The 23,211-nt window shown below is 72.9% G+C and carries 20 protein-coding genes; 8 read left to right on the top strand and 12 right to left on the bottom strand.

All coding sequences use genetic code 11. The features are described from left to right. Positions 1 to 171 precede the first annotated feature (171 nt). Positions 172 to 1,473, top strand: coding sequence for a lipopolysaccharide biosynthesis protein (locus tag BMZ50_RS24610; RefSeq protein ID WP_091329985.1), 1,302 nt, complete (start codon positions 172 to 174; stop codon positions 1,471 to 1,473). Between the two features lie 5 nt (positions 1,474 to 1,478). Continuing rightward, on the top strand, positions 1,479 to 2,474 hold the full coding sequence (locus BMZ50_RS24605; RefSeq protein WP_218146403.1) for a glycosyltransferase family 2 protein: 996 nt from the start codon (positions 1,479 to 1,481) through the stop codon (positions 2,472 to 2,474). Here the strand turns inward: BMZ50_RS24605 and BMZ50_RS23160 are convergent. The 5 genes from BMZ50_RS23160 to BMZ50_RS23140 all read right to left on the bottom strand — a co-directional run bounded on the left by BMZ50_RS23160 (position 2,403) and on the right by BMZ50_RS23140 (position 7,066). Beyond that, on the bottom strand, positions 2,403 to 2,825 hold the full coding sequence (locus BMZ50_RS23160) for a DUF2304 domain-containing protein (RefSeq protein WP_177212957.1): 423 nt from the start codon (positions 2,823 to 2,825) through the stop codon (positions 2,403 to 2,405). The two genes, BMZ50_RS24605 and BMZ50_RS23160, sit on opposite strands and share 72 nt — an antisense overlap. Next, positions 2,822 to 3,640 carry a glycosyltransferase family 2 protein gene (locus tag BMZ50_RS23155; protein ID WP_218146402.1) on the bottom strand — a complete coding sequence of 273 codons (819 nt, stop codon included), beginning with the start codon at positions 3,638 to 3,640 and terminating at the stop codon, positions 2,822 to 2,824. The genes BMZ50_RS23160 and BMZ50_RS23155 overlap by 4 nt, the downstream gene beginning before the upstream one ends. A 31-nt stretch (positions 3,641 to 3,671) precedes the next feature. Then, positions 3,672 to 4,925, bottom strand: a complete 1,254-nt coding sequence (locus tag BMZ50_RS23150) for an acyltransferase family protein (protein WP_177212956.1) — start codon at positions 4,923 to 4,925, stop codon at positions 3,672 to 3,674. A 115-nt stretch (positions 4,926 to 5,040) separates the two neighbouring features. Then, complete coding sequence (locus tag BMZ50_RS23145) at positions 5,041 to 6,141, bottom strand: mannose-1-phosphate guanylyltransferase (protein WP_091329977.1); 1,101 nt, start codon at positions 6,139 to 6,141, stop codon at positions 5,041 to 5,043. A gap of 1 nt (position 6,142) precedes the next feature. Then, positions 6,143 to 7,066: a glycosyltransferase family 2 protein gene (locus BMZ50_RS23140; protein ID WP_281245459.1), complete on the bottom strand. Its 924-nt coding sequence runs from the start codon at positions 7,064 to 7,066 to the stop codon at positions 6,143 to 6,145. A gap of 176 nt (positions 7,067 to 7,242) precedes the next feature. Between BMZ50_RS23140 and BMZ50_RS23135 the strand changes: the two genes are divergently transcribed. The 3 genes from BMZ50_RS23135 (at position 7,243) to BMZ50_RS23125 (ending at position 11,423) form a co-directional block, all read left to right on the top strand. Beyond that, a complete protein-coding gene (locus BMZ50_RS23135; RefSeq protein WP_091329972.1) occupies positions 7,243 to 8,118 on the top strand; it encodes an endonuclease domain-containing protein in 876 nt (291 codons plus the stop codon). 145 nt (positions 8,119 to 8,263) lie between these two features. Continuing rightward, positions 8,264 to 9,451 (top strand): UDP-galactopyranose mutase, encoded by a 1,188-nt coding sequence (glf, locus tag BMZ50_RS23130; protein WP_091329970.1) that lies wholly within the window; start codon positions 8,264 to 8,266, stop codon positions 9,449 to 9,451. A 19-nt stretch (positions 9,452 to 9,470) separates the two neighbouring features. After that, on the top strand, positions 9,471 to 11,423 hold the full coding sequence (locus BMZ50_RS23125) for a glycosyltransferase (RefSeq protein ID WP_218146401.1): 1,953 nt from the start codon (positions 9,471 to 9,473) through the stop codon (positions 11,421 to 11,423). On the opposite strand, the gene glfT1 is transcribed toward BMZ50_RS23125, so the two are convergent. From glfT1 to rfbB, 7 genes are all read right to left on the bottom strand, one after another. After that, a complete protein-coding gene (gene glfT1 / locus BMZ50_RS23120; RefSeq protein WP_091329969.1) occupies positions 11,410 to 12,315 on the bottom strand; it encodes a galactofuranosyltransferase GlfT1 in 906 nt (301 codons plus the stop codon). The two genes, BMZ50_RS23125 and glfT1, sit on opposite strands and share 14 nt — an antisense overlap. Next, positions 12,312 to 13,085, bottom strand: a complete 774-nt coding sequence (gene wzt, locus BMZ50_RS23115) for a galactan export ABC transporter ATP-binding subunit Wzt/RfbE (RefSeq protein ID WP_091329967.1) — start codon at positions 13,083 to 13,085, stop codon at positions 12,312 to 12,314. Before wzt ends, glfT1 begins: the two co-directional genes overlap by 4 nt. A 2-nt stretch (positions 13,086 to 13,087) precedes the next feature. Next, positions 13,088 to 13,927: a galactan export ABC transporter permease subunit Wzm/RfbD gene (gene wzm / locus BMZ50_RS23110; protein WP_245753825.1), complete on the bottom strand. Its 840-nt coding sequence runs from the start codon at positions 13,925 to 13,927 to the stop codon at positions 13,088 to 13,090. Positions 13,928 to 14,025: 98 nt separating this feature from the next. After that, complete coding sequence (locus BMZ50_RS23105; RefSeq protein ID WP_091329962.1) at positions 14,026 to 15,960, bottom strand: SpoIID/LytB domain-containing protein; 1,935 nt, start codon at positions 15,958 to 15,960, stop codon at positions 14,026 to 14,028. Then, the gene (locus BMZ50_RS23100) at positions 15,950 to 17,911 is read right to left on the bottom strand and encodes an N-acetylmuramoyl-L-alanine amidase (RefSeq protein ID WP_091329960.1); all 1,962 of its coding nucleotides are present in this window, start codon (positions 17,909 to 17,911) and stop codon (positions 15,950 to 15,952) included. The genes BMZ50_RS23105 and BMZ50_RS23100 overlap by 11 nt, the downstream gene beginning before the upstream one ends. Before the next feature lie 240 nt (positions 17,912 to 18,151). Then, the gene (rfbD, locus tag BMZ50_RS23095) at positions 18,152 to 19,024 is read right to left on the bottom strand and encodes a dTDP-4-dehydrorhamnose reductase (protein WP_091329958.1); all 873 of its coding nucleotides are present in this window, start codon (positions 19,022 to 19,024) and stop codon (positions 18,152 to 18,154) included. Beyond that, on the bottom strand, positions 19,021 to 20,040 hold the full coding sequence (gene rfbB, locus BMZ50_RS23090) for a dTDP-glucose 4,6-dehydratase (protein WP_091329956.1): 1,020 nt from the start codon (positions 20,038 to 20,040) through the stop codon (positions 19,021 to 19,023). Before rfbB ends, rfbD begins: the two co-directional genes overlap by 4 nt. 271 nt (positions 20,041 to 20,311) lie before the next feature. Between rfbB and BMZ50_RS23085 the strand changes: the two genes are divergently transcribed. The 3 genes from BMZ50_RS23085 to BMZ50_RS23075 all read left to right on the top strand — a co-directional run. After that, a complete protein-coding gene (locus BMZ50_RS23085) occupies positions 20,312 to 21,871 on the top strand; it encodes an LCP family protein (protein ID WP_091329954.1) in 1,560 nt (519 codons plus the stop codon). Next, the gene (locus BMZ50_RS23080) at positions 21,871 to 22,662 is read left to right on the top strand and encodes a TIGR03089 family protein (RefSeq protein ID WP_091329952.1); all 792 of its coding nucleotides are present in this window, start codon (positions 21,871 to 21,873) and stop codon (positions 22,660 to 22,662) included. The genes BMZ50_RS23085 and BMZ50_RS23080 overlap by 1 nt, the downstream gene beginning before the upstream one ends. Before the next feature lie 40 nt (positions 22,663 to 22,702). After that, positions 22,703 to 23,211 (top strand): CoA transferase subunit A (locus tag BMZ50_RS23075; protein ID WP_143087266.1); only part of this gene is annotated, 509 nt, incomplete at its 3' end.

Raw genomic sequence — 23,211 nt, 5'->3', positions numbered from 1 at the left:
CGCCCGAAAAATCCCCGAGTCAGTCACATGAGTCACACCGCGCCCCACAGACCTCGGGCGTGGCGTTACGGATCGGTCCGCGTGCCCTCATGCGCACCCCCGAGCCGTATCCGGGAGGTCGCCTAGGGTGGTGGCCGAGCGCCGCGCGGCGCGTGCGAGGGGGATATAGAGGTGGCGAGCCAGCTCTCCGCCGTCACCAGGCAGATCGGCCCCGTGGCGGTCGGCCTGGGCGTGCTGGGCCTGGCGTCCTTCGCCTTCCTCTCCGTCAGCGGCCGCGCCCTCGGCCCGGCCGAGCTGGCGCCGCTGGGCACGCTGTGGGTCCTCATCAACGCCCTCGGCCCCGCGCTCTTCCAGCCCCTGGAGCAGGAGGTGGGCCGCGCCGTCGCCGAGCGGGCCGCACACGGGCAGGGCGCCCGCCCGGTGTTCCTGCGCGCCTGCGCCCTCGCCGGAGGCCTGATCGCCGTGGTCGCCGTCGTCCTCCTGCTGATCCGCGAGCCGCTCGCCGACGAGGTCTTCGCCGGGCAGCAGATCCTGGTCGTGGCCCTACTACTGGGGCTGGTCGGCCTGGGCGCCGAGCACCTCACTCGCGGCGCCTTCGCCGGCGGCGGCGTCTTCCCTCGCTACGGCACCCAGCTCGCCATCGACGGCGTTCTGCGCATCGGCAGCGCCGCCGTCCTCGCCGTGGTCGGTGTCGCCACCGCCGGCTGGTACGGCGTCTTCCTCGGCCTGGCGCCGATCCTCGCCGTCCTCGCCACCGCCGGCTGGCTCGGCCCCGCCGCCCGGCCCGGCCCGCACCACTCCTGGGGCGAGCTCACCCACGCCGTCGGATGGCTGACCGTCGGCGCGCTGGCCAGCCAGTTCGTCATCAACGCCGCGCCGGTGGCAGCCAGCCTGCTGGCCGGCGAGGACGAGCTGGCCCGCGCCGGCATCTTCATCAGCGTCCTGGTGCTCACCCGCGTGCCGCTGTTCCTCTTCGCCGCGATCCAGGCCTCGTTCCTCCCCGGCATGGCCGCGCTCGCCGCCGAGGGCGACACGGAGGGCTTCCGCCGGCGGCTGACCCTCATCGTCGGCGCGGTCTCCGCGCTCGGCGTCGCCGGGCTGCTGGCCATCGTCGCCGTCGGCCCCTGGCTGGTGCGCCTGGTCTACGGCCCGGAGTACGTCACGACCCGCGCCGACCTCTGGCCGCTCGCCGCCGCCAGCGGCCTGTTCATGCTCGCCTCGGCGCTCGCCCAGGCCCTGATCTCCGTGCGCGGCTACAAGGCCTCGGTCGCCGGGTGGCTGGCCGGTGCCGCCGTCTTCCTCCTCGGCCTGCTCGCCCCGCTCCGCCTCGAGCAGCGGGTCGGGCTCGCCTTCCTCGCCGGCAGCGCGGTCGCCGCGCTTGTCCTGGCCATCGCCATGCGCCTGCGCCTGCGCCGCCCGCTCAGCCCGGCGGTGCCGGTGCCGGCCGACGGAAAGGAAACACCCTGGAGCTGACCGCGGTGGTGCTCGCCTACGGCGAGCAGCCCTACATCCACGACGTCGTCGACCGGCTCCTCGCCTCGACCGGGGTCTCCGTGCACGTGGTCGTCGTCGACAACGGCTGCACCAGCCCCTCGCTCGAGCCGCTGCGCGACCGCCCCGGCGTCACCCTGCTCGAGCCCGGCAGCAACACCGGCTTCACCGGCGGCTGCAACCTCGGCGCCACCGCGGCGACGACCGAGTTCCTCGCCTTCATCAACTCCGACGCGCTCGTCGAGCCCGACGCGCTCGCCGAGCTGGCCAAGGTCGCCGCCCGTCCGGAGGTCGGCATCGCCTCGGCCAGCCTGCGCCTGGCGGAGACCCCGGAGTTGCTGAACTCCGCCGGCAACCCGGTGCACGTCCTCGGCCTGTCCTGGGCCGGCCACCTCGGCGAGCCGGCCACGGACTTCCCCGCCGAGCAGCGGATCGCCAGCGCCACCGGCGCAGCCATCGTCGTCCGCCGCGAGGTGTGGGCGGCGCTGGGCGGGTTCACCGAGGAGTTCTTCGCCTACTGCGAGGACGCCGACCTGTCGCTGCGCTCCTGGCAGCAGGGCTGGCAGGTGGTCTACGTGCCGACGGCGGTCGTCGCGCACCACTACGAGTTCAGCCGCAACAAGGCGAAGTTCTACCTGCTCGAGCGCAACCGGCTGGCCATGGTGCTCAGCCTCTACGAGGCACGCACGCTGCTGCTGCTCTCCCCCGCGCTGCTCGCCTTCGAGGCCGCGATGCTGGCCGTCGCCGTGCTCAACGGCTGGCTGCCGGCCAAGTTGCGCGGCTACCGGTGGCTGGTGAAGGAGTGCCGCTGGCTGAGCGCGCACCGGCGGGCGGTGCAGCGGGTGCGCACGAAGCGCGACCGCGAGCTGGCCGGCCTGCTGACGGCGCGCTTCGACCAGTCGGTGCTGCCGCTACCGCGCGGCGGCGGTGCCCTCAACGCCGCGATGAGCGGCTACTGGAGCCTGGTCCGCCGCCTGCTGTGAGCGGGCCTGCATCGCCTCGACGTGCCGCAGCGCGGCGTCGGCGAGCGCGACCTGGCGGGCTAGCAGCACGATCCGGGCCTCCTGCTCGCGGAACCGCACGCTCGTGCTGCCCACCAGGTAGATGATCACCAGCGCGAGGGCGTAGAGCAGCAGGTCGGTGCCGCGGGTGACGCCGGTCCAGTCGGCCAGCGCCTGCAGCGTGTTGGGGAACATCACCGCGAGCACGCCGGCGACGACGGTGAGGACGGCGAGGATCTTGCGCCGGGCCTGCCCGCGCAGCGACGTCCGGGAGCGCAACGAGCTCACCACGGCGAGGACGAGCGCCGGGATGAGCAGCAGCTGGATGATCACTTGCGTCCCCAGTTCGTGACCCGGTGCGCGGCCACCTCGGTCAGGATGTTGATGCTGTTGAGCAGCGGCTGGCCCTTGGACCGCGAGTAGTCGGTGTACAGGATGTGCACAGGGTGCTCGACGATCTTGTACTCGGGCCGGGTGAGGTGCCGCTCCAGCTCCGAGGCGTAGGCCATGCCGGCGTGCGAGAGCCGGATGTCGGCGGCCACGTGCCGGGCGACGATCCGCAGCCCGTTGTGCGCGTCGGTCAGCCGGGTGCCCCCGCCGCGGTTGAGCAGCTTGGCGGCCGTGCGCAGGATGACCCGCCGCAGCCAGCTCATCTGCGTGGGGCCGTCGCCCTCGAGGAACCGCGACCCCATGACGACGTCGTAGCCCTCGCGGATCTTCTCGATCATGCCGAGCAGGTCGGGCAGCTGGTGCTGGCCGTCGGCGTCGAAGCAGGCGATGTAGCGGGCGTCGGTGAGCAGCAGCGCGGCCTCGAAGCCGGTCTGCAGCGCGCCGCCGGCGCCCAGGTTGATCGGGTGGCTCACCCGGAAAGCGCCGGCCTTGTCGATCTCCTCGGCCGACCCGTCGGTGCTGGCATCGTCCACGGCGATGACTGAGAGCCCGGCGGCGACGAGCTCGGCAATGACGCCGCCGACCACTGGCGCCTCGTTGTAGACGCGCACGATCACGACGGTGTCGTCCCAGGACGGCGCCGCCGGATTCGGAGCGTCGGCCGTCTGCCTGCGCAGCGAGTCCATCCCCTCGGATGTTAGGCCCGCCCGCAACGACTCGCCCCCACGCAGAGCGATCGAGTCATACGTCACCGTCATGGTTGGCTTCTCCGTGGTCCAGGGTTCGAGGTCAGGCGGAGCGCCCGGCGCGGGCGGGCACGCGGGTGGGCGGGACGGCCGGGCGCGTCCGGAGGCCGAGCAGCACCGTGTCGGTCGCGGCGGGGCGCGGCGGCACCGGGGCCGGCGCGGCGGGGCGCGTGGAGCGGCCGAGCCGGTCGGCCAGCCGCATGCTGGGCCGCTCGACCGCGCGGTGGAACAGCACCGCGGCCCCCAGGCTCAGCGCCGTCCCGGCGACCAGGGTGACCAGCACGCCGACCTTCGTCGGCCCGGTCACCGTCGCGACCGACACCACGATCGGCTCGTGCACCAGGTACAGCGCGAAGGAGACCGTCCCCAGCCACTGCAGCGGGCGGGCGCTCAGCAGCCGCCGCGGCCCCGGTGCGTGCAGGCAGCAGACGACCAGCAGCCCCGCACCGAGGACCGCTGCGGGGCGGCCGAGGAGCCACCAGTGGAACGGATCCGGCGTCGCCAGGCGGGCCCACACCTCGCCGAGCAGCATGGTCAGCGCCAGGATCAGCAGGCCGGCCCAGGCCACGCCCCTCGTGCGCAGGCCGTCGATCCACGCGGCCCACCGGGACAAGGTGCCCAGCTGCTGGGCGAGCAGCACCCCGACCCCGAACACGGCCAGGTAGCTCACCAGCTCGTACCCGGCCGACGCCGCCCAGCCGATCCCGGCCAGGACGACGGGCACCGACACCCACAGCGGAAGGACCACCCGGCGGGCGACGAGCACGAAGACCGGCAGCAGCAGGGAGAACAGCACCTCGTACTTCAGCGACCACAGCGCCGAGTTGGCCCACCCCGTGCCGGCCACCAGGACGGCGTCGTGGGCGAGGTCGACCGGGCCGAGCGGCGCAGTGTGCGCCAGCATCCACCAGCTCCACCCGGCGCCCGGAGTCCGCGGCACCAGTGCCAGCACGATCCCGGTGAACGCCACCGCCGCCAGCACCGGCACGTAGAGCCGGACCATCCGCTTCCGGTAGTAGCGCGACCAGCCGCCGGACCGGCCGCCCGACAGACGGGGCAGCGCGAGCACCAGCCCGCTGAGCACGAAGAAGACGAGGACGGCCTCGCGCCCTGCCCAGGCCAGGTACGCAGGGGTGTAGGTCAGCCACCACGCGGGCGAGGTGGAGTTCGGCCCGAGGAACTGCGCGGCCAGCGACGGCAGGGTCAGCGCGCAGTGGTGCACCACCACGACGAGTGCGGCCAGCCCGCGCAGGCCGTCGAGCGAGGCCAGCCGGTGTCCACGCCCCGCCGCATTCACCCGTCGATGATGCGGGACGAACCCGTCCGCTCCCGGCGACACTCCGGAGAACCGTCACCGGAGTGTCACGCCCAGTTACTCGAGTCCCACCGCCCCCTCTGGGCGCCCGGCCGCATCAGGAGAAGCGGGACCCGTGCCGCCGCTCGACCTCCGCGAGCAGCTGCTTGACCCGCTCCGCATCCCCGATCGGGCAGACCAGCGTCACGTCGGCGGTGTGCACCACCACGCTGTCCCGCACGCCCACCAGCGCCACGAGGTGCTCGGGGTCGTCACTGAGCACCACGTTGCGCGCGCTGTCGAGGAGCACCGTGAGCCCGCGCAGCGCGTTCCCCGCGCCGTCGCCCTCCAGCGTGCCGGCCAGCGCCGGCCACGAGCCCACGTCGAGCCAGTCGACGTCGAGATCGACCACCAGCACCCGGCCCGGCTCCGCGGCCGCCGGCTCCAGCACCGCGTAGTCGACGCTGATCTTCGGCAGCGACGGGAAGACCTCGGCCAGGACGGCGTCCCGCTCCGGACCGGCCGGAACGGCCACCACCCGCTTCAGCCCGGCGGCGGACTCCGGCAGGTGCTCGGCCAGCGCGTGCAGCACCGTCTGCGCGCGCCACACGAACATGCCCGAGTTCCAGAGGTACTCCCCCGAGGCGAGGTAGGCCTCGGCGGTCGCGCGGTCGGGCTTCTCCTGGAACGAGGCGGCCTCGGCGGCACCGGGCACCTCGGCGGGCGCGCCGCGCTGCACGTACCCGAACCCGGTGGCCGGCGCGGTCGGGGTGATGCCGAGGGTGACCAGCGCGTGCGGCCGCACCGCCAGGACGTCGTAGGCGGTGCCCAGCGCCGCGACGAACCGCTCGACCGGGCGGATGACGTGGTCGGCGCTCACCACCGCGAGCTCGGCGTCCGGGTCGACATCGGCCACCAGCGCGGCGGCCAGCCCGACGGCGTTGGCGGTGTCGCGGGCCGTCGGCTCGAGGATCAGCCGGTCCGCGCCCAGCTCGGGCAGGGCCGCGCGCACCTGCTCCCCGTAGCGGGCCGCGGTGCAGACCCAGATCCGCTCGATCGGCAGCACCGCGCGCAGCCGCTCGAAGGCCTCCGTCAGCAGGCTGTGCGCCCCGCCACCCTCGTCGGCGACGACGTCGAGCAGCTGCTTGGGGCGGGCGGCGCGGGACAGCGGCCACAGCCGCGTGCCGGAGCCGCCGGCCATGATCACCGCGTGGCGCATCTCAGCCCTTCGTCCGCGAGCGGCCCACGTCCTCGGCCCGCCGCTGGAAGCGGGCGCCGGCGGCCACCCGGCCGTTGACGTAGGAGATCAGCATCCGGGCGCCCAGCCCACCGCGCAGCGCCCCCCGCAGCGGGGCGTGCCGGCGGCGCGGGTACTGGCCGGCCAGGTAGCGCAGCGCGCTGGTGTGGTGCACCCGCTGCATGCGGTGCGGCTCCCGGCGGGTGGCGTGCCCGCCCTCGTGCACCACCACGGCCGAGGGCGCGTAGACGTGCAGCCAGCCGCGCCGGCCCAGCCGCTCGCCGAGGTCGACGTCCTCGAAGTACATGAAGTAGCCCGGGTCGAAGCCGCCGACCGACCAGAACGCCGCCAGATCGACCAGGAAGCAGGAGCCCGACAGCCAGCCGGCCGTGCGCTCCCGCGGCTCCTCGCGCTCGCGGCGGTACCGGGCCGTCCACGGGTTGGCCGGCCACACCCAGCCCAGCAGCGCGTGCCCCACCCCGGTCGACAGCCGCGGCAGGTCGCGCGCCGAGGGGTAGAGCTCCCCCTCCGGCGTCCGGATCACCGGCCCGACGGTCGCCGCGCGCGGCCACCGCTGGGCCACGGCCAGCAGCTCGTCGATCGAGCCGGGCTCGAAGCGGACGTCGGGATTGGCGACCAGCGCGTAGCCCTCGGTCAGCCCGGCCAGGCCGGCGTTGGCGGCGGCGCCGTAGCCGATGTTGCCACCGGTTCGCAGCAGCCGGACGTGCGGATGGCGGGCGGCGGCCCGCTCGGGAGCGCCGTCGGTGGACCCGTTGTCGGCGAGGACCACCTCGACCGGGCGGGTCGTCGCCGTGGCGAGCGAGTCGAGGAAGCCGTCGAGGGCCTCGCCGGGCGAGTAGGTCACGGCAACCACCCGTAGCGGCATCGTCACCGAATCGTTCCGCACGGGCCAACCCTAGGCGCCCCCGCGCAGCGACGGATCCGGGCGACGGGCTCGGGCTGGCTGTACTGCTCGTACACTCGTCGTGGTCTCGACCGGCTGCCGGACCACGATGAGTGCACAACCACGAGCCCTGTGGACAGCCGGCACACGGCCGGCGCGCGTTGCGGCACCGTGCCCCGGTGCCCACGGCCCCGCTGGTCCCCGAGTCCCTGAAGGGCAGGGTCTTCCGCGGCTCGTGGGCCGTCGCGACCGGGTTGCTCACGCCCAACCGGCTGCGCGGGGCGTCCTGGCACCGCCTGTACCCCGACGTCTACGTGCACCGCGACGTGCCGTTCACACATGCGCTGCGCACGTGCGCGGCGGCCGGAGTCCTGCTCCCTGGCGCCGTCGTCTCCGGACGCAGCGCCGCCGTCCTCTGGGGTGTCGACCTCGCCGACGTGACCGACGACGTGGAGCTCACCGTGCCGCCGGGGACGAACCCGGTGAGGGTGCGCGGGCTGCGCGTGCGTCGGGCGCGGTTGCCCCCCGAAGAGGTCTGCAGACGCCGAGGTGTCCGCGTGACCAGCCCCGCCGCCACGGCGGTCGCCGTGGCATCCCATCCGGTGACGGAGGAGGCGGTCATGGCCGTCGATCGGATGGTGGCCTCCGCCGTGGTGGATCTGGACGTCGTCCGCGCGCTCGCAGCCTCCACGGCGGGCGCCGGCTCCACCCGCGCGCGGACCGCGTGCGACCTCGCCGACGGGCTGGCGCAGTCACCGCAGGAGACGCGAGTGCGCCTGCTCATGCTTCGCGGCGGACTTCCACGGCCCCTGGCGCAGTTCGTGGTCCGGAACGAGCGCGGCTTCGTCGGCCGGGTCGACTTCGCGTGGCCCGACCGGAAGGTGGCGGTCGAGTACGACGGGCTCTGGCATGCCGAACCCGGACAGTTCGCTCGCGACCGGCAGCGGCTCAATCGCCTGCAGGCAGCCGGGTGGCGGGTGGTCTTCGTGACGGCTGCAGACCTCTACCGGCCGGAGCAACTGCTGGCCCGCATCGCCGCAGCGCTGACCGTCTGACCGCTCGTGCACTCGTCGTGGTCTCGACCGGCGGCCGGACCACGATGAGTGCACAACCTCGGGCCCAGGCCACAGCGCGGTCGCCCCACGCCGGGGATCGCACGGAGACGGGCCGGTTGGTCACAGGACGGTATCGTCGCCAGGCGTGACTTCAGCCAGACCTGACCTCGTCGTCGTGGGCTCCGGCTTCTTCGGACTGACCGTCGCCGAGCGGGTGGCAAGTCAGCTGGACAAGCGCGTGCTCGTCCTCGACCGCCGCGACCACATCGGTGGCAACGCCTACTCCGCGCCCGAGCCCGAGACCGGCATCGAGGTGCACGTGTACGGCGCGCACCTGTTCCACACCTCCAACGAGCGGGTCTGGAACTACGTGAACCAGTTCACCGAGTTCACGAACTACCAGCACCGGGTCTTCTCCATCTATCAGGACAAGACCTACTCGCTGCCGATCAACCTGGCCACGATCTGCCAGTACTTCGGCAAGAGCTTCTCCCCGGAGGAGGCCCGCGCGCTGGTCGCCGAGCAGGCCGGCGAGATCGACACCGCCGAGGCGGCCAACCTCGAGGAGAAGGCGATCTCGCTGATCGGTCGCCCGCTCTACGAGGCGTTCATCCGCGGCTACACCAAGAAGCAGTGGCAGACCGACCCCACCGAGCTGCCCGCGGCGGTCATCGCCCGGCTCCCGGTGCGGTACACGTTCGACAACCGCTACTTCAACGACACCTGGGAGGGCCTCCCGGTCGATGGCTACACCGCGTGGCTGTCCCGGATGGCCGACCACCCGAACATCGAGGTGCGGCTGAACACCGACTACTTCGACGTGCGCGACGAGCTGCCGGCCGACGTGCCGACGGTCTTCACCGGCCCGATCGACAAGTACTTCGGCTACGAGGCCGGCGAGCTGGGCTGGCGCACCCTCGACTTCGAGACCGAGGTCCTGCCGATCGGCGACTTCCAGGGCACCTCGGTGATGAACTACGCCGACGAGGACGTGCCGTTCACCCGGATCCACGAGTTCCGGCACTTCCACCCCGAGCGCAAGTACCCCGAGGACAAGACCGTCGTCGTGCGCGAGTACTCCCGCTTCGCGGAGAGCGGCGACGAGCCGTACTACCCGATCAACACCCCCGAGGACCGCGCCAAGCTGGAGCGTTACCGGGAGCTGGCCACGAAGGAGGCCGCGGAGAAGCGCGTGCTCTTCGGCGGCCGTCTGGGCACCTACAAGTACCTCGACATGCACATGGCCATCGGTTCGGCCCTGAGCATGTTCGACAACCGGATCCGGCCCTTCTTCGACCAGGGCGAGTCGCTCGACGGCCGCCTCGACGACTGACCGCGAGGACTACGCACCGATGACCACGACCGACTCCCCCATGTCCCCGGAACGCGTCGCCGACGCCTCGGCGGCCGAGCTCGCCACCGCCAAGGCGGTGACCCTGCTGCAGCGGGTCATCCTGCCCCGCTCCGGCGACCCGCTGAAGGTCCGCTCGCTCTACGTCGACGAGAGCGCCGCCGGCACCAGGCGGGTCAAGGCCCGCACCCGGTCCGAGGCCAGCGTCGCCGCCGGCAACGAGGTCTCCTTCGCCACCTACTTCAACGCCTTCCCCGCCAGCTACTGGCGGCGCTGGACGGTGCTCCGGTCCGTCGTGCTCGGCATGCGGGTCTCCGGCCCCGGCCGGGTGGACGTGTACCGGTCCAAGGCCGACGGCAGCATCATCCACGTCACCGGCGCCACCACCTCCGGCGACGAGCGGGTGCTGGAGTTCGAGCTCGACCTCACCCCGTTCGAGGACGGCGGCTGGTACTGGTTCGACGTCACCGCCGACGACGCCCCGCTGGTCGTCCACGAGGCGGCCTGGTGGGCGGCGCAGGCGCCCGAGCACGACACCCGGCTGTCGATCGGCATCTGCACCTTCAACCGGCCCGGCGACTGCGTCGCCGCGCTGTCCGCCCTCGCCGACGACCCGGTGGTCGAGCAGCTCATCTCGAAGGTCATCGTCGCCGACCAGGGCAACAAGAAGGTCCGCGACGGTGCCGGCTTCGGTGCGGCATCCGGCGCCCTGGGCGACAAGCTGCTGCTGGTCGAGCAGCCCAACCTCGGCGGCAGCGGCGGCTTCTCGCGCACGATGTACGAGATGCTCAAGAACACCGACGCGACGCATCACATCCTGCTCGACGACGACGTCCAACTCGAGCCCGACAGCATCGCCCGGGCCTACGCCTTCGCCCGCTTCACCAAGGTGCCGATGCTGGTCGGCGGCCAGATGTTGGCCCTGCAGGACCGCTCGGTGCTGCACACCATGGGCGAGGTCGTGGCCCGCGACAAGTTCTTCTGGCGGGCCGCGCCGAACACCGAGTACGCGCACGACTTCGCCGAGGACAGCCTGCGCGAGTCGCCGGACCTGCACCGGCGCATCGACGTCGACTACACCGGCTGGTGGATGTGCCTCATCCCGCGGCAGGCGGTCGAGCAGCTGGGTCTGGCGCTGCCGCTGTTCATCAAGTGGGACGACGCCGAGTACGGCATCCGCGCCGGCGAGCAGGGCTTTCCGACCGCGACCCTGCCCGGCGTCGCCGTCTGGCACCTGTCGTGGAGCGACAAGGACGACACCGCCGGCTGGCAGGCCTACTTCCACACCCGTAACCGGCTGGTCGCAGCGGCGCTGCACACGCCCCACAAGCGGGGCGGCCGGCTGCTGCTGGACACCTTCAAGTTCGACCTGAAGTTCCTGATCATGCTCCAGTACGCCACGGCCGCGCTGCACCACCGGGCCTACGACGACTTCCTCGCCGGGCCGGAGAAGCTGTTCCCGATCCTGCCCACGGCCCTGCCGACGGCGCTGGAGCACCAGGGCGACTACCCCGACGGCCAGGTCATCGGGTCATCCTCGGACCTGCCGCTGCCGTCGATGGGGGCGATCAAGGCCGAGCGGTTCATGAAGCCGCCGACGACGCCGCTGACCATCGGCCGCACCCTGGCCGCGGCGCTGGTGCACAACCTGCGGCGGCCGAAGCCGGAGGCGGCCGAGCGCCCGGAGATGAACATCAGCGCCCAGGACGCGCGCTGGTTCCTGCTCTCCCGGCTCGACAGCGCCACGGTCGGCACCGCCGACGGGCGCGGGGTGACCTTCCGCCGCCGCGAACAGGACACCTTCTGGAAGATGCTCAACCACTCGCTGCGGATGCACGTGCGGCTGCTCCGGGAGTTCCCGAAGCTCAAGAAGCAGTACCGCGAGCACCTGCAGCAGCTCACCGCCCCGGAGAGCTGGGAGAAGGCCTTCAGCGGGGAGCTCAGGGGCGAGTGAACCGCTCCCGCCGCCCGGCCCGGGTGAGGCGCAGCCATTCGCGCCAGGCACCCGGGTCGCGGCGGTGGACGAGGAAGAACCAGCCGAAGCGCAGCGTCTCCAGCGGGCGCAGCCAGCGCATCCCCGGCTGCGCCATCAGGTAGCCGCGGTTGCGGTAGGTGAAGAAACGCTTCACCTCGTTGGCCGGGTACTGCGCCGACAGCCGCCCGCCGAGGATCGGCTCGAACTCCGTCGTCCCCTCGGGGTGGACGTAGGCCGCCTGCGGGCAGGTGCCGAACGGCAGCCCGGACCGCAGCAGCCGGCGGTGGATCTCCGTCTCGTCCCCGCGGAAGAACAGCCGGTAGTCCGGGACGCCCACCACGTCGAGCGCGTCGGCCCGGAACAGCGCCCCGTTGAACAGCGACGCGTAGTTCGGCAGCAGATCCAGCCCGGCGAAATCGCTGCGCCGCCGCCGCCAGCGCAGCCCGCGGCGGAGCGGAAAGGCCAGCCGGTCGGGGTCGGCCATGTCGGTCACCAGCGGGGAGACCTCGGCCAGCCCGTGCCTGCGGGCGGCGGCCAGCAGCGTCTCCAGGACCGTGTCGTCGGCCGGGCGGCCGTCGTCGTCGGCGCACCAGACCCAGTCGGCGCCCAGCGACAGGGCGGTCAGCATGCCCAGGGCGAAGCCGCCGGCACCGCCGAGGTTGCGCCGGCTGGGCAGGTAGGTGACCGGCAGGCCGCACTCCCGGACCACGTCCTCGGCCGACTGGTCGGGCCCGTTGTCGACCACGACGAGATGGTCGACGCGGCGGGACTGCTTCGCGATGGCCGCGAGGCTCTCGCCGAGCAGCTCGCGACGGTGCCGGGTGACGACGACCGCGACGATGCAGTCCCCGTCCGCCACGGCGGCGCTCACGGGTGGCCCTTGTAGGCCCGCAGGACCTCTTCCAGGTCGCCCTGCTGCTTGACCCGACCGTGCTCCATCCAGATCGCGGTGTCGCACAGCTCGCGCAGGAACTCGTCGGAGTGCGAGGCGAAGACCAGCAGCCCCGACCGCTCCACGAGGTCGCCCAGCCGCTGCTTGGACTTCTCCAGGAACGCGGCGTCCACCGCGCCGATCCCCTCGTCCAGCAGCAGGATCTCCGGGTCGATGCTGGTGACCACGCCGAGTGCCAGCCGCACCCGCATGCCGGTGGAGTAGGTGCGCAGCGGCATCCGCAGGAAGTCACCGAGCTCGGTGAACTCGGCGATGTCGTCGACCCGCGCCTCCATCTGCTTGCGGGTCATGCCGAGGAACAGGCCGCGGATCATGATGTTGTCCAGGCCCGAGATCTCCGGGTCCATGCCGACGCCCAGATCGAAGATCGGCGCGACGCGGCCGGAGATCTCCGCGATGCCGCGGGTGGGCTCGTAGATGCCGGCCAGCAGCCGCAGCAGCGTCGTCTTGCCGGCGCCGTTGTGCCCGACGAGCGCCACCCGGGCGCCGTGCTCGAGGTGCAGCGTGATGTCGTGCAGCGCCTCGATGATCGGCACCTTGCTGGAGCTGGCGATGTTGCCGCCGACCAGGCCCATGACCGTCTTCTTCAGCGACCGGCTCTTGGCGTCGAAGATCGGGAAGTCGACGCAGGCGTCCTTGGTCGTGATGCTGACCGGACGGGAACCCTCGGGAGCGGGGACGGTGGACACGTTCACACCCAATACGAGACGCGGGACCGGTAACGGCGCATGACGAACAGCGTCAGCGACCAACCGACGACGGTGATGACGAGGACAACGATCCAGTGCCGCAGGTGCTGGTCCTCGCCCAGCAGCGGGCGCCGGATGATCTCGACGAAGTGCAGGAACGGGTTGAACTCCGCCAGCCGCGCCCGCTCGGCGATCGCGGTGTTGGGGCTGTTCACCAGGTCCTCGTAGATCCAGACGATCGGCGTAAGGAAGAACATCAGCTGCACGATGCTCTGCGTGATCGGCGTGAGGTCCCGGAAGCGGGTCGTCACGACGCCGAGCAGCAGCGCGACCCAGGACCCGTTGGCCATCAGCAGGGCGAACGCCGGGAGGGCGGCGAGCACCGTCCAGGTCAGCGGCTGGGGGAAGACCACCAGCATGACCGCGTACACGATCATGTTGTGGGCGAACAGCAGGGTCTGCCGCCAGATCAGCCGGTAGACGTGCACCGTCAACGGCGAGGGCAGGTGCTTGATCAGCCCCTCGTTGGCGATGAAGACGTCGGCGCCCTCGAGGATGCAGCCGCTGATGAAGCCCCAGACGATGAAGCCGACCAGGATGTAGGGCAGCTGGACGGCCAGGTCGTTGCCGAACAGCCCGGCGTAGAGGATGCCCAGCGCGATGGCGGTGACCGCCATGCTGATGGTGATCCAGATCGGCCCGAGCACCGAGCGGCGGTAGCGCTGCTTGATGTCCTGCCAGCCGAGGTGACCCCACAGCTGCCGCTGGGCCCAGCCACCTGCGAGGTCGTCGAAGGTCCGGGACCACGAGCGCGAGTCCGAGCGTGGCACTGCAGTTGACACGAGGATCGACGGTACCCGGCGCCCGGGCGGTGCCCCGAACGCCGCGGGGGGCGGCCGCGACCTCATCGGTCGCCACCGCCCCCCGCACGCCACGGACCTCAGTAGCCCCGTGCGACCCCCACGACGTCGCCGCCGTCGGCCGTCCAGTGCCCACGCAGCGGCCGGTCGCCGGAGGAACCGAAGGGCACCACGGCGTCGGCCGCCCCGATGCCGTTGCTGTTGCGCAGGTAGAAGGCGTCGGTGCGGTAGACCCCGATCGTGTCGGTGCCGTTGCCGTCCCAATCACCGGCCGTCGGCAGGTCCGTCGCGGCGCCGTAGGGCACCACCGCGCTCGCCACGGGCGCCAGGTTGCTGTTGGTCAGGTAGAAGACACCGCGCCGCCAGACGCCGACGGTGTCGAACGGATCACCGTCCCAGTTGCCGGCCACGAGCACGTCGCCGCGGTCGCCGAACCCGAACGAGCCGTCGGCCACACCGGTGCTGTTGCTGTTGCGCAGGAACACCTTGCCCGCGCGGTACACGCCGACGGTGTCGCTGCCGTTGCCGTCCCAGTCACCGCACACCGGCTGGTCCCCCGCCTGGCCGAAGCCGAACGTGTTCTCCGCCCGTCCCGAGCCGACCGCATCGGTGATGTGGAAGACACCGGCCCGGAAGATTCCGTGCGTGTCCACGCCGTCGCCGTTCCAGTCGCAGGCCAGCGGGACGTCGCCGGGCTGGCCGAACGCCACCTGCTGGGCGGTCGCGCCCAGCACGTTGCCCGAGCCGCGGTAGACCACCGGCTGGACAGGTGCCGGAGCCGGCGCGCCGACCGGACCCCCGGGGCCACCGGCGCCGGCAATGCTGAACCAGTCGGACTTCAGGCCCAGCTTGGTCCGGACCTGCGAGCCGGTGGCGGTCACGGTCTTCGCCGTGCCGACGATCTCGACCTGGGTGACCCGGCCGCCGTCGGCGCCCAGGCCGTTGCGGCTGGTGACCCGGATGTCGAGCAACGTCCCCACGCCGAAGGCGGCGGCGATCGTGGTGGCCGGCACCGCCAGCGACCAGTCCTTGTGTGGCGAGATGGCGTCCCCGGCGTCGGGCACGGCAGGGAAGGTGCCCCCGGCGCTCCAGCCACCGGTCGAGGAGCTGAACTCGGCGCGGACGATCGCGCCCTGGCCGTTGCGCAGCACGATCCCCGCGGTCGCGGCGATGGCCGCGTCGGTGCGCCGGTCCTCCAGCGCCACGTAGTTCGTCCCGGCGCCCAGATAGACCTGGCACGACGTGGTGTCGCAGGTCTTGGCCCAGGCGGAGCGGCCCTCGGCCCAGGCGTAGGAGCGGGCCGCCACGGCCTGCGCCTTGAGCGCCTCGATGCCCTTCCCGCCGCCGCCGTCGCCCCAGCTGGCCGGCGACTCCCGCGGCACGACGCCGCGCAGGTAGTCCTCCATCCGGACGCTGTTGACGGTGCGCTGCGCACCGCCGGCCCACACCGCGGACAGCTCCCCGCGATACTGCACGGTGCCCGTGGCGACGCAGAGGCTGAGCATCGCCTGCAGGTCGTTGCCCGGCTCGACCGACGGGACCACCCGCGAGTTCGGGATCGTGGTCGTCCACACCGTCGGGCTGGCGCAGCCGTAGCTGGTGGAGAGCACGAAGGAACCGTCGGGCAGCGCCTGGACCCGCGCCGCGGACCCCGCGGTGACGGGGATCCCGCCCACGGTGAAGTCCCGGCCCGAGGTCACCACGAGGTCGCGATTGTCCTGCCCGATCAGCTGGACGGTGATGACCCCCTCGGGCTGGTGCGCCTGCACCGTCCCGCCGTAGTAGTGGGACAGGATCTGGGTGTAGGGCCAGCTGTGCTGGGTCGCGTACCCGTACGCGCCCCACTGCCCCAGCCCGCGGCCGTGCCCCCACCCGTGGCCGGTGAACTGCACCTCACCGGTCAGGGCCGCCTGGGCCTCCGGAACCGGCGCGGCCACGGTGACCGCTCCGGCCAGCCCGACGCTCGCCAGCGCGACGGCGACCTGGCGCCGCAGGGTCCTCCGCTCAGTAGCCACGGGAGACCCCCAGGGTGTCGATGCCGTTCCCGTCCCAGTCCCCGAGCAGGGCCACGTCCGCGACGTCGCCGTAGGGGATCGCCGCGTCCGTCGACGCGCGGGTGAGGCTGTTGGTCAGGTAGAAGGTGGTGCTGCGGTGGACGCCGATGGTGTCCCGTCCAGCACCGGTCCAGTCCCCGGTGACGAGGCGGTCGGCGCCGGCACCGAAGGGCACCTTGCCGCTGGCGCTCGGCCGCAGGTTGGTGTTCGTCCAGTAGAAGACGTTGCCCTGGTAGACCCCGACGGTGTCGAAGAGGTCGCCGTCCCAGTTGCCCGCGACCGGCTGGGCGTTGACGTTGCCGAAGGGGAACGCGCCCTGCGCGGGGCCGGTGGTGTTCGCGTTGCGCAGGTAGAACCAGCCGGCTCGCCAGACGCCGACGCTGTCCTTGCCGTCGCCGTCCCAGTCCCCGCACAGCGGCCGGTCTCCGGTGTTGCCGAACCAGAAGTCGGCGACCGGCTTGGCCTCCTGGGCGTTGGAGTCGAACAGGATGAACCGGCCCTTGCGGAAGACGCCGACGGTCTCGGCGCCGTCCCCGTTCCAGTCGCAGGCCAGCGGCCGGTCGCCGCGGTCACCGCGGATCAACTCGACGTCCGCCCCGCCGGGGGTGTTCGAGTTGCGCAGCAGGCTCTGCGCGGCCACCGGCCCACCACCCGGGACCCACTTGGCCGCGACCATCGCCCGGATGTCACCCATGCGGCTGTACGCGTACTTGCCGGGGCAGGCGGTGGAGCCGACGTCGCGGTGGCCGAAGACCGTGGGCAGGGTGACCTGCTCACCGGCGGCGTACTTGGCGGTGCCCCCGCCACCCGAGGTCAGCGTCGTGGTGCCCTTCGGGTCGACGCCGTAGAGCGACAGCTTCCAGGCGACGACCGAGGCCACCGTCTCCAGCATCACCTGCGGCGGGGCGACGAGGTCGTAGTTGCCGAGCATCGAGACGCCGAAGGTGCCGGTGTTGAAACCGCCCGCGTGCGCCCCGACGACCGTGCTGGCCAGCCCGCCCGCGCGGCCCTCCCAGGCCCGGCCGAACTTGTCGACGATCACGTTGTAGCCGATGTCCCCCCACCCGCGGCTGACCGCGTGGTAGGCGTACATCGAGCGCAGGATCCCGGGGACGTCGGCCGCGGTGTAGGTGTTGCCATCGGCGGTGTGGTGGATCGTCGCGGCCTTGATCGTCGGCGCGTACTCGGCGCCCCACGTCATCAGGCTCTCGTCGGCGCCCCACTGGGCGCGGGAGTAGACCGGCGGCATGGTGGCCGCCGCGTGCGCCTGGTCGGTGATCTCCGGGGTACCGGGAGCGGCGTCGGCCGCGCTCGTGCCCGGGTCGATGAGCTCGACCTGCACGTCCCGCGGGGTGGAGCCGTCGGCGGCCTGGACGATGACCTCCACGCCGCGCGCCGGGCCGGTCCACACCGGCGCCGTGCCGCCGCGGACGTCGGCCGAGGCGGAGGGCTCCTCCTGCTCGACGTCGTCCTGCTCGACGGTGGTCCACTCGCCCCAGCGGCCCGCCTCGCTCCGGGTGCGCAGCTGGACGGTCACCGCGGTCACCGCGCCGTCCTGCGCCCAGGTGACCCCGACCGCCGAGAACGGCTCGGCGTCCGGGCGGGAGACGGTGAGCGCGGGCACCCCGCTGATCTCCTCGCCGGAGCTGGCGACCTCGTCGGTGGCCGCCGGCGGTGCGGGCTGCCCCGCGGCGGGGGGCGCGACCTCGGCCTCGGGCCCCGCGTCGACGACGGCGCCGTCGGCGGTGACCACCGCGGCGTCCTCCGGCTGGTCCACCGAACCCAGGTCGACCGCCTCGATCGAGGGTGCGACCGGCTCGGCCTCCGGCGTCGGAGCCGCGTAGACGGGCAGGACGAGAAGGGTTCCTGTCAGGACGAGGAAGGCGGACGAGCCTCCGAGTAAGCGGCGCACGAGCAGGTTCCTCCGTAAGCACGACGAGGGCCTGGCCGCACGGCGAGACAGACCCGTACCGCAGCTTCAACGGCGGATCGAGGGAATAGCTTTAGGCGCGCCGCTCACCGCGCGTGATATCGCGCGAACGGCCCATGAACATCGGCGGCTTCTTTCGTCACAGTGACCTGCGCGAACCCCGGAAGGCGCCTCATCCGTCACACGGGGCACCGCTGCCACCGGTGTCACGGCGACCGGCGGTCAGAACGCGCGCAGGGCCTCGGTCAGCGCCGTCCGCCAGGGGCGCGGCGCGGGCAGGCCGGCGCCGGTCCAGCAGCCGGTGTCGAGCACCGAGTACGCCGGCCGGGGAGCCGGGCGGGGAAAGGCCTCGGTGGTCGTCGGCAGCACCCGCTCGGGATCCGCGCCCCGCTCCTCGAACACCGCCCGGGCGAACTCCCACCAGCTCACCGCGCCGGTGTTGGTGTAGTGCAGGACCGGGGGCGCCGGCTCGTCCCGGTCGCCCAGCGCGACCAGGCCCCGGGCGAGGTCCAGCGACCAGGTGGGCGAGCCGACCTGGTCGGTCACCACCGCGACCGTCGGCCGCTCCGCCTCCAGCCGGATCATCGTGCGCACGAAGTTCCCCCCGTGCTGGCCGTAGACCCAGGCAGTGCGCACCGTGGTCGCGTCCCCGCCGGCCGCGGCGACCGCCCGCTCCCCCGCCGCCTTCGTCCGCCCGTAGGCCGAGCGGGGGGCGACCGGGGCGTCGACGGTGTAGGGCTCGGTGGCGGCGCCGTCGAACACGTAGTCGGTGGAGACGTGCACCAGCCGCCCCGCGCCGGCCATCTCCTGGGCCAGCCAGCCCGGGGCGTCGCCGTTGACCCGCTGCGCGGTCGCCTCATCGGTCTCCGCGTCGTCGACCGCGGTGTAGGCGGCGGCGTTCACCAGGACGGCCCGGTCGGCCCGGACCCCGGCCAGCCAGTCGCGCACCGTCGTCCGGACGGCGGCCTCGTCGGTCAGGTCGAGCTCCGCGCGGCCGACCGCGGTCACCGCGTCGTCCGGGCGCTTCCCGAGCTCGGCGAGCAGATCGTGCCCCAGCTGCCCGCGGGCGCCGGTCACCAGCCAGGCGGTGCTCATGCCTCGGTGCCGTCCACGTCCGCGGACAGGGCGGTCGCCGCGGCCGCCTTGAGCGGCTCCCACCAGGCCCGGTTGTCGCGGTACCACTGCACGGTGAGAGCCAGGCCGTCCTCGAAGGTCATCCGAGGCGCGTAGCCGAGGGCGGCGGTCTTGGAGTAGTCCACCGAGTAGCGCAGGTCGTGACCGCCGCCCCGGGGGTCGACGATGTTCTGCACGAAGCTCCAGTCGCGGCCGGTGGCCTCGAGCAGCTTCTCGGTCAGCTCCTTGTTCGACAGCTCCCGGCCGCCGCCGATGTTGTAGAACTCACCGGGCAGCCCCTTCTCCACCACCAGCTGGATGCCCCGGCAGTGGTCGTCGACGAACAGCCAGTCGCGGACGTTGGCGCCCTCGCCGTACAGCGGCACCTTCTTCCCGTCGAGCAGGTTGGTCACGAACAGCGGGATGACCTTCTCGGGGAAGTGGTAGGGCCCGTAGTTGTTGCTGCACCGGGTGATCGAGATGTTCAGCCCGTAGGTCTTCGCGTAGGCCCGGGCGATGAGGTCGCTGCCGGCCTTGGCCGCCGAGTAGGGCGAGTTCGGCTCGAGGATGTGGTCCTCGGTCCACGAGCCGTCGTCGATCGAGCCGTACACCTCGTCGGTGGAGACGTGCAGCACCCGGCCGACGCCGTGCCGCAGGGCCGCCTCGAAGACCTGCTGGGCGCCCAGCACGTTGGTGAGCACGAAGTCCGCGGCCCCGGAGATGGACCGGTCGACGTGCGACTCGGCGGCGAAGTTGACCACCACGTCGGACCCGGGCAGGGCCGCGTCGAGGTCGGCCGGGTTGCAGATGTCCCCGCGGACGAACCGGTACCGGGGGTTGTCGGCCACCGGCGCGAGGTTGGCCAGGTTGCCCGCGTAGGTGAGCTTGTCGAAGACGACGACCTCGGCGTCCTCGAACCCCGGATACCCGCCGGTCAGCAGGGTCCGGACGTAGTGCGAACCGATGAATCCGGCACCGCCGGTGACCAAGATGCGCACGCGCGACCCTTCGTTCCGCCGGGCGGACACCCCGGCACCTGTGCGCCCCAGTGTCCCGCATGCGGAGCACGGACTCCGGAGAGTGGTGTGACCACTGCGTTCGGTGGGCCGGAGGAGGACGGGACGGGCGGACGGATCCGTGTGGCGCAAGCCGGCGGCCCACCGCGCGGAACTACCATCGGCCCGCCGACGTCCCTCCTGGCAGACGTCGCACGCCCGTCGGCGCGCTGCCGCGCCCGGCTCCCCGGTTCCCCAGCGAGTGAGGTCGATCGTGAGTTCCGAGCGGAACGAGAACGGCGCCCCCGGCGGCCGTCGTCCGCTGCCGGCGCGCCTCGACCCCGGCGCCGGCCGCACCCCGCGACGGCGTTCGGCGACCCCGTCCCCCGACCCCGCCGACCGGGCACCGCGCTCCGGCGACACCGGCCGGCGCCGGGGTCACGGCGCGGCCGTCGCCGTCCGGGCCGTGGCCGCCCTCCTGGCGCTCGTGGTCCTGGGCGCCAGCGGCTGGGGCTGGTACCTCGGCCAGGTCGCCGACGCCAGCGTCAACCGCACCGACGCCATCCCGACCGACGGCAACGAGGGCACCGGCAACGGTGGCGCGGCGATGAACCTGCTGCTGGTCGGCAACGACAGCCGGGCCGCGCTGAGCCCGGAGCAGCTCGGCCAGCTCAGCGCCGGCGAGGAGTCCGGCGTGAACACCGACACGATGATCCTGGTGCACGTGCCGGCCGACGGGTCGAAGGCGTCGTTCGTCTCCTTCCCCCGGGACTCCTACGTGGAGATCCCCGGCCACGGCTGGGACAAGCTCAACGCCGCCTACGCGGCCGGCTACTTCGGGACGCCGGACGGCGCGACCGACACCCAGCGCCAGGCGGCCGGGGCCCAGCTGCTGATCCGGACGATCAGCGGCCTCACCGGCCTGCAGATCGACCACTACGCCGAGGTGGACCTGCTCGGCTTCTTCAACCTGTCCAACGTGGTCGGCGGCGTGGAGGTCAACCTCTGCGCCCCGGCGCGCGACCGGTACTCCGGTGTCGACCTGCCGGCCGGCCCGCAGACGGTCAGCGGCGAGCAGGCGCTGGCCTTCGTCCGGCAGCGGCACGGCCTGCCCCGCGGTGACTTCGACCGCATCATCCGGCAGCAGACCTTCATCGCCGGGATGATCCGCAAGATGCTCTCCGAGAACGTGCTGCTCGACCTCGGCAAGCAGCGCCAGCTCGTCGAGGCCGCCGCCGGCTCGCTGACCGTCGACCAGTCGCTGGACCTCTTCGGCCTGGCCTCGCAGATGCAGTCGGTCACCGCCGGCAGCATCGAGTTCCAGACCATCCCCTACGTCGGCGACGACGAGGACGAGGAGGGCCGCTACATCCTGCGGCTGCAGGACGAGGACACGCTGCACGAGTTCTTCGCCCAGCTCTCGGCCGAGCCAGAGGAGCCCGACGCGCCGGCCGCGCCGGCCACGGTCGCCCCCTCGGCGGTCAGCGTCGAGGTCTACAACGGCTCCGGCATCCCGGGGCTGGCCGCCAGCGCCGCCGCCGCGCTGGAGACCGCCGGATTCGCCGTCTCGGGTACCGGCAACGCCGACTCCTCGGACTACACGCGGACCGAGATCCGGTACGCCGCAGGCGACGACGCCCTGGCCACCACGCTGGCCGCGTCCATCCCCGGCGCGACCGCGGTCGAGAGCGACGACGCCGCCTCCGGCACCGTCCAACTCGTCCTCGGCTCGGACTTCAACGCGGTCGGGCAGCCGACGACCCCGCAGGCCCCCGCCGCCCCGGTGGAGGGCGAGGACGCGCGGACCGCCGCCGACACGACCTGCATCAACTGATGGCCCGCACCCCCGCCGACCTGCTCGCCGACGCGCTGCGGCGCGACGCCGCGGCGCCGCTGCTGACCGACTACGACGACGCCACCGGCGACCGGGTGGAGCTCTCGGGCACCACGCTGGCCAACTGGGTGGCCAAGACCGCCAACCTGCTCCAGGACGAGTTCGACGTCGGCCCGGGCAGCACGGTCGCCCTCGCGCTGCCGGTGCACTGGCAGACCGCCGCGGTGCTGCTCGCGGCGTGGAGCTGCGGTGCCGCCGTGCTGGACACCGCCACGGAGGACGACGGCCGGCTGGCCGAGGCCGACGTCGTCCTCGCCGCCCAGGACCGGCTGGCCCCCCTGGAGGAGCAGGAGCCGGCCGAGCTGCTCGGGCTCTCCCTGCACCCGCTCGGCATGGGGATGGCCGGCTACGCCGGCCCGGCCCGCGACTTCGCCCTCGAGGTGCGGGCGCACGGCGACTTCTTCGCGCCCTACCAGCCGCCCGACCCGGCCGATCCCGGCCTGCTCGCCGGCGGGGTCGAGCTGGCCCTCGGGGACCTGGTCGGCACCGCGCAGGGCCTCGCCGACCGGCTGGGGCTGCGCCCCGGGGACCGCGTCCTGGTCGACGCCGGCACCGCCGCCGAGGCCGGCCCGGTCGCCTGGCTGCTCGCCCCGCTCGCCGCCGGAGCCTCCCTCGTGCTCTGCCGCAACCCCGACCCCGCCCGGCTGCTGCAGCGTGCGGCGGCCGAAAGGGTCACGGCTACCCTCGGCGTGCAGATCGAAGGCATCCGCGAGTTGGGCAGGCCGGCGTGAGCCTGCTCTGACTCCCCTGACGCAGACGGTGGGTTGGTGCATGGACAAGGTCGTCTCCAGCGCTCGTGAGGCGGTGGCCGACGTCCCGGACGGGGCGGTGCTGGCGGTGGGCGGGTTCGGGTTGTGCGGGGTGCCGATCGCGCTGATCGGGGCGCTGCTGGAGCAGGGCGCCTCCCGGCTGACCACGATCAGCAACAACTGCGGGGTGGACGACCAGGCCCTGGGGGTGCTGCTCTACGCCGGGCGGATCACCAGGACGATCTCCTCCTTCGTGGGCGGCAACAAGGAGCTGGCCCGCCTCTACCTGTCCGGGCAGCTGGAGGTGGAGCTGACCCCGCAGGGCACGCTGGCCGAGCGGCTGCGCGCCGGCGGCGCGGGCATCCCGGCCTTCTACACCCCCACCGGGGTGGGCACGCTGGTCGCCGACGGCGGCATCCCGGTGCGCTACACCCCCGAGGGGGCCGTCGCCCAGGTGAGCAAGCCCAAGGAGCTGCGCGAGTTCGACGGCCGCCAGTACGTGCTGGAGACCGCGCTGACCGCCGACTTCGG

This window comes from Geodermatophilus ruber, assembly GCF_900114385.1.
Classification (GTDB): domain Bacteria; phylum Actinomycetota; class Actinomycetes; order Mycobacteriales; family Geodermatophilaceae; genus Geodermatophilus; species Geodermatophilus ruber.
The sequence above is the reverse complement of the archived record's forward strand: the minus strand, read 5'-3'. Positions and strand labels throughout refer to the sequence as shown.